General features: G+C 50.1%; 8 protein-coding genes. 5 read left to right on the forward strand and 3 right to left on the reverse strand.

Going from position 1 to position 8,896, the window contains the following annotated elements:
* Positions 1 to 8: 8 nt before the first annotated feature.
* Entirely contained in the window at positions 9 to 1,760 is a 1,752-nt protein-coding gene (locus B4E62_RS07765; RefSeq protein WP_331351671.1) for a chloride channel protein, read from the reverse strand.
* Between the two features lie 231 nt (positions 1,761 to 1,991).
* Here B4E62_RS07765 and argC point away from each other — a divergent pair, with 231 nt between their 5' ends.
* From argC to erpA, 4 genes are all read left to right on the forward strand, one after another.
* On the forward strand, positions 1,992 to 3,038 hold the full coding sequence (argC, locus tag B4E62_RS07770) for an N-acetyl-gamma-glutamyl-phosphate reductase (RefSeq protein ID WP_310067080.1): 1,047 nt from the start codon (positions 1,992 to 1,994) through the stop codon (positions 3,036 to 3,038).
* Positions 3,039 to 3,107: 69 nt separating this feature from the next.
* Positions 3,108 to 3,872 (forward strand): DUF6776 family protein, encoded by a 765-nt coding sequence (locus B4E62_RS07775; RefSeq protein ID WP_310067078.1) that lies wholly within the window; start codon positions 3,108 to 3,110, stop codon positions 3,870 to 3,872.
* A 22-nt stretch (positions 3,873 to 3,894) separates the two neighbouring features.
* Positions 3,895 to 4,275 (forward strand): polymer-forming cytoskeletal protein, encoded by a 381-nt coding sequence (locus B4E62_RS07780; RefSeq protein WP_310067076.1) that lies wholly within the window; start codon positions 3,895 to 3,897, stop codon positions 4,273 to 4,275.
* A gap of 74 nt (positions 4,276 to 4,349) precedes the next feature.
* Entirely contained in the window at positions 4,350 to 4,703 is a 354-nt protein-coding gene (gene erpA / locus B4E62_RS07785) for an iron-sulfur cluster insertion protein ErpA (protein WP_310067074.1), read from the forward strand.
* A 34-nt stretch (positions 4,704 to 4,737) separates the two neighbouring features.
* Here the strand turns inward: erpA and B4E62_RS07790 are convergent, their stop codons facing one another.
* The gene (locus tag B4E62_RS07790) at positions 4,738 to 5,853 is read right to left on the reverse strand and encodes an anhydro-N-acetylmuramic acid kinase (protein ID WP_310067072.1); all 1,116 of its coding nucleotides are present in this window, start codon (positions 5,851 to 5,853) and stop codon (positions 4,738 to 4,740) included.
* A 12-nt stretch (positions 5,854 to 5,865) separates the two neighbouring features.
* The gene (locus tag B4E62_RS07795) at positions 5,866 to 7,281 is read right to left on the reverse strand and encodes an OapA family protein (RefSeq protein WP_331351672.1); all 1,416 of its coding nucleotides are present in this window, start codon (positions 7,279 to 7,281) and stop codon (positions 5,866 to 5,868) included.
* A 201-nt stretch (positions 7,282 to 7,482) separates the two neighbouring features.
* Here B4E62_RS07795 and tyrS point away from each other — a divergent pair, with 201 nt between their 5' ends.
* Complete coding sequence (gene tyrS / locus B4E62_RS07800) at positions 7,483 to 8,790, forward strand: tyrosine--tRNA ligase (RefSeq protein WP_331351673.1); 1,308 nt, start codon at positions 7,483 to 7,485, stop codon at positions 8,788 to 8,790.
* Positions 8,791 to 8,896 lie beyond the last annotated feature (106 nt).

Here is an 8,896-nt window from a genome sequence, read left to right on the forward strand (position 1 = left end):
CTCAAACGTTAAATACGGTAATAGTCATCGATTTTTGCGCGGCTGATTATACCCAGTGGCTGATGGGAATCGCTAAGTGATTCCACCCAGAGTGCATCGATTTGCTGGCGATTCATCAAATCGAGCGCTTCAAATAAATTAGCATCGGCAGTAATACGCGCAAGGTCGTAACGGCGCGCGGGAATATCCTGCAGGTTGATGATGCCATCTCCCGCGATGTCTTCTGCTTGTTGTAGATAGCTGTGCAGGTCGGCGGGTTGCAGTAGCTGATTGGTATCACGTAATAAAATCCAGTGTGGATGATGGGCAAGTAATTGCTGGGCACCGGTAATGCTGATCTGATTTTGTGCCACTACCAAATGTCGGTCCATTAATCCGCGCACGCCGGTACGGCTGAGCAGTTGTTCCATTGCCTCTGCACTACGGAACTTGCCCTGAATTCGCAATACATGCTGAAACAGCCCATCGCAGCGAAATACCCAGCGAGTTGTGAGGCAGGCGGCAATTACCACTAACATGCTAGGGAAAATAATATTGGGGTTATAGGTGAGTTCGAGGATTGCCATCATTGCTGCAAGTGGAGCGTTTAGCGTTGCACCCATCATCGCGCCCATTCCCAAAATCACATAGAAGCCGATAGCGCTTGCTGAGCCGGGCATAAGTATTTGCGCTGCACTACCGACTGCGCCGCCAACGCAGGCGCCGATAAACAGCAGCGGGCCCACCACGCCGCCGGGCATACCTACGCCGAGGCTAATCGATGTGGCAAAGAGTTTGGTCACTGCAATCGCTAACAACAACGCAAAACCTATATCGCCCGCCAAGGCGCTACTGATGGTGTCGTAACCCACACCCATAATCTGTGGAATCCACAGGGCGCAAATACCGGTGAATAATCCCGCCAAGGCAAGGCGCAAGGCGATAGGACGGTTTAGCGCCCAACGGCAACTGGCACCGTGCAGGCGAATATAAGCAGCGGCAAATACAGCAACTACTAGGCCGACCAATCCCATCAACGGCAGTTCGCGCAAGTCGCCCATGACCGATTGCGCGTTAATAAAAGCGATCTCCGGCCCAAAGGCGAGGCGAGTCATAGTTGCACCCGCGACTGCAGCAAGAATGACTGGGATAAATCCGGCGATGGTGTATTCCATTATCACTACTTCCATAGCGAAGATGACGCCAGCCATGGGTGTGTTAAAGCAAGCAGCGATTGCCGCTGCAACGCCACAGCCCGCAAGTGGCCGCAAGGTATTTGCAGGAAGTTTTAACCATTGGCCCAGCAGACTGCCACTAGCGGCGCCCATATGCACGGCAGGGCCTTCGCGCCCGACAGATTGCCCGGTTAATAGGCAGGCTGCTCCGCCAAAAAACTGGGTCACCATATTGCCGGGAGGCATACGCCCCTGATGGTTTTGCAGGCGGTCCAACACGTGGCCAATACTGGTTGCGTGATGACGTTTATCAACGCATTGCAGGATTAGTCCCAGCACTACTGCGCCGGTTAAAGGCAGGGCAACGTGCATGATTGAGCTTATCGCTTCAAAATTTTCAAAGCTTTCCGGCAAAAAATAGGCGAGTGGAATTTCTACTATCCAGCGAAACAGCACAATCACCGCGCCAGCGATTAGCCCCGTCAAGAGTCCGAGTAGGGTCAATAGTGGAAGCGAATCTGCGCCTGCAAGCTGGTCGCGCATGGACTCGACGTGCAGGCTCATGCGTTTGCTGGTCGTTGGGGATTGCGATGGCTCTGTTGGCACGCGGTTATACCTATTGAAGTGGCTGCTTTTTAGGCGGCACTGACCAGATCTTCTGATTTATCAAAGGGCTATTATCAACACCCGTTAGCTTTTGCTTTTGATTTATCGATAAGGCTCTTATGATAGCCGTCTTTATTTTTCGCCAGCATCGGTTGGCGGGTGCTCAGGATAACAGAGTCTCCGCAACTGGATTAACCGCGATAACATTGAACAAGATTGGAGGAGACTGAGGTGATTAAAGCAGCGATTGTCGGTGGGACTGGTTATACGGGCGTAGAACTGTTGCGCTTATTGGCCAAACATCCACAAGTAGAAGTGACTGTGATTACCTCGCGCGCGGAAGCGGGCACCAAAGTCGCCGATATGTACCCCAGCCTGCGCGGCCATATCGATCTGGCATTTACTGAGCCGGATGTGGCGGTATTGGGCGAGTGTGATGTAATCTTTTTTGCCACGCCCCACGGCGTTGCGCAGAACATGATGGGTGCGCTGATGAATACCAAAGCGCGCATTATCGATTTGTCGGCTGACTTCCGTATCCGTGATGTGCCCCTGTGGGAGAAATGGTACAACCAAACCCATGGTGCTCCAGATCTTGTGGCTCAAGCTGTTTATGGTTTACCAGAGGTCAATCGTGCAGCGATCCGCACCGCCAAATTAGTGGCTTGTCCTGGTTGTTATCCCACCGCGACCCAACTGGGCTATTTGCCGCTGATTGAAAACAATCTCGTTGATCCGACTCGCCTCATCGCCAACGCCGCCAGCGGTGCCAGCGGTGCCGGGCGTCAGGCCAAAATTGATAATCTGTTGATGGAAATCAGCGACAGCTTTAAAGCCTACGGTGTTGCCGGTCATCGCCATTTGCCGGAAATCGAACAGGGCTTGCGCGATGTGCAGCCTGCCGGTGTTGCACCGGTTGCGCTGACGTTTGTACCTCATTTGCTGCCGATTATTCGCGGCATCCACGCCACGCTTTACGCGACACTGTTGGACGCGAATAAAGTGCCGGATTTGCAGTCCCTCTACGAGCAGCGCTATGCCAATGAGCCGTTTGTGGATGTGCTACCTGCAGGGGAATTGCCACAAACGAGAAGTGTGAAGGGTTCGAATGTCTGCCGCATCTCGGTTTTGCGTCCGCAACAGCGCGATACTGTGGTCGTGTTGTCGGTTATCGACAATCTCACCAAAGGCGCTTCCGGCCAGGCTATCCAGAACATGAATATCATGTTTGGGTTCGATGAGAAAGCCGGCTTGGATGTTGTGGCTTTGATGCCCTAAATTTTCCGGGCTGATCCTAACTGCGCGGGATGGTGTAATTCCATCCCGTGAATAATAAAAATGGTAGCTATGAATCCTGCTAAGACCAAAGTAAAAGGCTCCCCGGTTTACCGCATGAAAGTGGTACCCCATCGGCCGCTTAAAAATGCATTTATGACCCTTGCGTTGCTCGCGTTGATCGGAGCGGCGCTCATCGCCACCTATTTCTATGCCCTGAATCAGGCAAGCCGTGAACGTCTTTCGCCTCAAGAGGCGGAGGAGCTGCGTGCGCAGCTGGAAAAATTGACGCAAGAGGCAAGTGAGTCAAAGCGCGAGCTGGCCAAATTCCAGTTAAGTGCAGAGGTTGATCGCCAAGCGGGCGAGGAATTGCGCAAGCGTGTAATGGTTTTGCGCGATGAAAAAGCCGCTTTACAGCGCGATGTCGAGGTTTATCGCATCCTTACCTCGAAAAAAAGTACCAATCCCATGGGGATCAGTTTCGGTATTTTTTCCGTTTCAGCACTGGCGGACAGCAAAAAACAATTCAAATTGGTCGTGCAAAAACTGGCGGAAGGCGATGATGATTTCTCAGGTCAGTTGCGGGTATTTGTGGTCGGCCAAAAGGATGGTTCTGAGACCAAAATATCGCTTCATGAGCTGACCGTTAGTAAGATTGACGCCGAACCTATGGCTGAAGATATTCCACTCAATTTCAAGTTTTTCCAGAATATCGACACCGAAATTGTGCTGCCGGACGGTTTTGTTCCTGCGCGGGTTGAGTTAGCGGTGAAATCCAGTTCAAGGCGTAATCCAGTGACCGTTGAATCAGAACTTGAATGGCCAGAAATTAAATAGCATTTGCTAAGGAGTCTCCCTGATGGCTTTTTCCAATAATCACACTCTTATTTCACGCGCGACCAAGGTAATTGGTGACCTTCACTTTACCGGCGAGCTGCAATTGGAAGGTAAGGTAACCGGCAATATCATCGCTGAGGATGAAAAGGACGCAAAAGTGGTGATCGCCGATACCGGCGTGGTGGAAGGGGAGATTCGCGCGCCGGTGGTGATCGTCAACGGTAAGGTGCAAGGGAATATCTACTCCAGTAAACACCTGGAACTGGCGGCCAAAGGAAATGTGACCGGCACCGTGCATTATCATTCGATTGAGATGGTAAAGGGAGCGCAAGTGAACGGCAGCATGATCAATAAACAACAAGAGTCTGCCAGTGTGTTGGATATTGCAGTCGCCAAAGCTTAATAGTTGACTGTTTTACTAGGGTAAAGGGATAATAAAGATTGCCCCGTCGGGCTTGCTAGTTATCCGGAGTATGTATGTCTACCGCTGAAATCTATGTCCCGCAGGTTGTTACTGTCACCGAAAGTGCTATCGCCAAGGTCAGAAGCCTAATCGAGGAAGAGGATAATCCCGATCTTAAACTACGTGTTTATGTTACCGGTGGTGGTTGCTCAGGCTTTCAATACGGGTTTACGTTTGATGAGGCGGTCGCCGATGACGACTCAGTTGTCGAGCGCGATGGTGTGAAAGTGGTAGTAGATGCAATGAGTTATCCCTATCTAGTTGGTGCGGTAGTCAATTACGAAGAGGGATTGCAAGGCTCCAAGTTTGTGATCCAGAACCCCAACGCTTCCAGCACCTGCGGCTGCGGCTCCTCCTTTACTGTCTAATCTACTCGCTTAAAAATCCTGCGCGGTTGTTCTATCAAGCGTAGTAAACGCCGCCCAAAATAACTTCCCGCTTGGCTCCCGTCACTGCGCGCAGATTGCCAGCGCGATGATTTATGGTTTGCTGTGCCAGCCAAGCAAATGCCATAGCTTCTATCCATTGTGGATCTATCCCCAATACTGCTGTACTTGCCACTTTGTCGGTCGGCAGTAAATCCTGTAATCGCTGCATAAGCCTTGGGTTGTAAGCACCGCCGCCGCATACATAAATTTCTTTTGCTGTTTTGCCAAGGCAAGAAATGCTGTTTGCAATTGTTGCGGCGGTTAGTTCCAGCAAGGTCGCTTGCACATCTGCGGAGGAGGGTGCTGTTAGCAGTCTCGCGAGACTTTTATTGAGCCACGCGCGGTTAAAGCTTTCTCTGCCAGTGCTTTTTGGTGCGGGCAATGTGAAATACGCATCAGTCAATAAAGCTTCGAGGAGTTCCGCGTGCACCTGGCCGCTAGCTGCCCAGGCTCCATTCTTATCGTAGATATCTCCTGAGTGAGAATGTATCCAGCCATCCATCAATACGTTGCCAGGACCAGTATCAAAACCCGTTGTTTGGCCTTGCGCGGGCAGGTATGTGATGTTCGCCATGCCACCAATGTTAACAATGACGCGGTCATGATCTTGGGTATGAAAAATAGCGCGATGAAAAGAGGGAACTAAAGGCGCCCCCTGGCCCCCTGCCGCCATATCGCGTCGGCGAAAATCAGCCACTGTAGTAATTCCGGTCAATTCGGCAATCAGATTGGGGTCGCCAATTTGCAGGGTAAATGTGCCCTCGCTTGAGCCGGGTGGGCGATGGCGGATAGTTTGGCCATGGCTGCCGATAGCGCTGATTTGTGTGGCACTAACGCCAGCGTTGGCGAGTAATGCCAGAGTGGCTTGGGCGAAGAGCTTCCCTAAATCCGTATCCAGTGCCCCCATGCGATCGATTTCGTTATTGCCAGGGAGCGAAAGCGAATGGATTTGTTGGCGAGTCTTTGCTGGGAACGGTAGCGTATGTTGTGCAAGCAGTTGCGGAATGGATTGTAAATTGACGAGTGCTGCGTCAATAGCGTCTGCGCTGGTGCCCGACATCAAACCTATGTAGAGCTGGGGCTGCTTCATGAGCTATTTGACTTAGTTGCTATTGCTGCCGCCTTTGGCAACTGCCAGACGGCTGGAAGATTTGTATTGATCCAATTTGGCAATCAATGGCCGGGTGGTTTCGTTAAAGCGCGCCAGCTCGGTTTTTTCGATACCAATTGATTTGGGTAGTGGGACGGTCACAGGGTTGCGCACTTGGCCGTTGACATGGAATTCGTAGTGCAGATGCGGACCGGAGGCCAATCCTGTAGAACCAACATAACCAATCACATCGCCTTGGCTGACACGTGACCCTGAGCGAATGCCTTTGGCAAATCCGTTCATGTGCCCATACAGTGTTTCAATACCTTGGCCGTGCTGAATAACAACAGTATTTCCGAACCCATTTTTACGGCCGGCAAAAGCTACCTTGCCATTACCGGTAGAGCGTATTGGCGTTCCCCGCACGGCAGCGTAGTCAGTGCCTTTGTGTGCTCTGATGATGTGTAGAACTGGATGCTTGCGCCCCAAACTAAAATGAGAGCTGATTTTGGCAAATTCAATTGGGCTGCGTAGAAAGGCTTTGTGCATACCGCGACCATCAGGGGTGTAATAGTTGCTTGCACCTTGTTTGTCGGTATAGCGAACAGCTTTGAAAGTTTTTCCAGCATTGGTAAATTCTGCTGCCATTATCTTTCCTGTACCGATTCGTTTGCCCTCAAGAAATTGTTCTTCGTACATTACCTTAAAGCTATCGCCTTTCTGGATGTCAAGCGCAAAGTCGATATCCCAACCGAAAATGTTGGCTAATTCCATGGTCAGATTGCTGGGCATCCCTGCGCGTTTTCCTGCCATGTAGAGGGAGCTATCTATAGAGGCTTGGCGGAAGGCATATTTAACATCGGGCTTGAGTGCAATTTCTTTGCCGGTGAAGCCCTTGGTGCCGCGGGTAAAGTTCAGGCTATTCAATTCGTCGATAATATAATTCAGGCCTTGCAGCTGCCCATTTTCCACCAAAAAAGCCATTTTTTGGCCTGGGCGGATATTGCGTAAATCTTTGGCATCCTTGGCGTCGCTGAATAATTCGTAGATAGTGCGATCATTCAGACCTGCGCGTTTAAATAAGATCGATAGGTTATCGCCATTTTGTACTGTGAACTCTTTCCATTGTGGTACTGCTGGTTTTTGGTCCTGTACTTTTACTGCTTCAGGAATTGCCGCAACTGTTTGGATAATGGTTTCTACTGCGGGCACTGATATGGGGGTGGCAGGGGTTTCTATGCCTTGTATTTCCAAACCGGGGATGTTTTTGCTAGGGATACTTACGATTGCGGAGTTTTCTTGAGAGTTGCTGCCTAAAATGATTACCAAACCTGCCGATAGCACCACTGCGGCCGCGAGATGTCCGCGCGGCACGTATTGAAGCAGGGTCGATCGAATGATTTTGTAGTAATTTTTTATTTGGGGCATGGGTAAAAATTTCGCAATTTTTTATAGATAAGTGATCCAAGAAAGAGCATTTATAGCAGAAAAAAACACCATTAACACCCCAAAATTTCATCTTGCTGCAACAAGCGTCTGGTTTTGTCTTGTAATTGGAACAAGATGCGGTATCTTTGCCGCCTTTTTGTTCCTAATCGAAACACTTTTTACAAGCTTGGTTGGTGCGTTATGGCAGCTATTGACACTAATTTCCTGCAAGAGTTGCAGGATCGCGGGCTAATTGCCCAAATGACTGGCGGTGATGCTCTTGCGGAGCATCTCAATTCAGGTAGTCGCACGCTTTATTGCGGCTTTGATCCGACGGCAGACAGCTTGCACATTGGCAGTTTAGTGCCCCTACTAATGCTGAAGCGTTTCCAGCTTGCGGGTCATAAACCTATCGCTCTTGTGGGCGGTGCAACTGGCCTGATTGGTGATCCAAGCTTCAAGGCGCAGGAACGAAAACTCAATACTGCTGATGTGGTTGCCAATTGGGTGGATAAGTTAAAGACGCAGGTTAGCCAATTTATTGACTTTAACTGCGGTAGCCAATCGGCCGAAGTAGTTAATAACCTTGATTGGGTTGGCAAAATTGATGTGCTTAGTTTTTTGCGCGATGTGGGCAAGCATTTCTCTGTCAATAACATGATCAATAAGGAATCGGTAAAGCAACGAATTGAGCGCGAAGGCGAGGGGATTTCCTTCACTGAGTTTACCTACATGCTTCTCCAGTCGTACGACTTCGCCGAGTTGTATGTGCGCAACAATTGCACCCTGCAGATTGGTGGCAGTGATCAGTGGGGCAATATCACTGGCGGTATTGATTTGGCGCGCCGGATGCATGGAGCTCATGTGTTTGGCCTGACTATGCCGTTGGTGACCAAGTCGGATGGAACAAAATTCGGCAAAACTGAAACGGGCACTGTTTGGCTCGATGCCGCGAAAACGTCCCCCTATGCCTTTTATCAATTCTGGCTAAATACTGCGGATGCGGATGTCTACAAATTCCTGCGCTACTTTACCTTTTTATCGGTTGCTCAGATTGCATCTATAGAGTCTGATGATACGGCTCGCCAAGGCAAACCGGAGGCGCAGCGTATTCTGGCGGAAGAGGTGACCAGGCTTGTGCATGGTGACGCTGGTCTATTAGCTGCCCAGCGCATCACACAGGCCTTGTTTAGCGATGAGTTGTCTAACTTGAGTGAGTCAGACTTCCTTCAGTTGCAGCAGGATGGATTGCCTTCGTCAAAATTAATCCGCGCAGAAATTGCTGATTTACCGCTTACCCAGTTATTGGCTGATGCTGAATTGGCTGCTTCAGGAAAGCAAATTAAGGATGCGTTGGCTAGAAGTGCCGTGTTCGTTAATGGTGTTGCCAAATCCATCGGCGACAATATGCAATCGGCTAATTGTTTTGCGGCAGGCAGTGCTTTTTTTGATCGCTTTTATCTCGTAAGGGTGGGTAAAAAGAAGTATCACTTATTTGAAGTTGTGTAGTTTTTGTTGCTATTGGTTGTCGATTGATCGCATATGAAATTAAGTATGGTTGGCGCTTAAAAAGAGCTTGCGCAGGTGCGGTCGGATTCGTATAGTGCGCGCCCTT

The organism is Cellvibrio sp. UBA7671 (genome assembly GCA_002483145.1).
GTDB classification, from domain to species: domain Bacteria; phylum Pseudomonadota; class Gammaproteobacteria; order Pseudomonadales; family Cellvibrionaceae; genus Cellvibrio; species Cellvibrio fibrivorans.

Bases quoted from the DNA above. Each gene is read 5' to 3' on its own strand.
- erpA (WP_310067074.1), top strand. From the start codon at position 4,350: ATGTCTACCGCTGAAATCTATGTCCCGCAGGTTGTTACTGTCACCGAA.
- B4E62_RS07775 (WP_310067078.1), top strand. From the start codon at position 3,108: ATGAATCCTGCTAAGACCAAAGTAAAAGGCTCCCCGGTTTACCGCATG.
- B4E62_RS07780 (WP_310067076.1), top strand. From the start codon at position 3,895: ATGGCTTTTTCCAATAATCACACTCTTATTTCACGCGCGACCAAGGTA.
- B4E62_RS07795 (WP_331351672.1), bottom strand. From the start codon at position 7,281: ATGCCCCAAATAAAAAATTACTACAAAATCATTCGATCGACCCTGCTT.
- tyrS (WP_331351673.1), top strand. From the start codon at position 7,483: ATGGCAGCTATTGACACTAATTTCCTGCAAGAGTTGCAGGATCGCGGG.
- B4E62_RS07790 (WP_310067072.1), bottom strand. From the start codon at position 5,853: ATGAAGCAGCCCCAGCTCTACATAGGTTTGATGTCGGGCACCAGCGCA.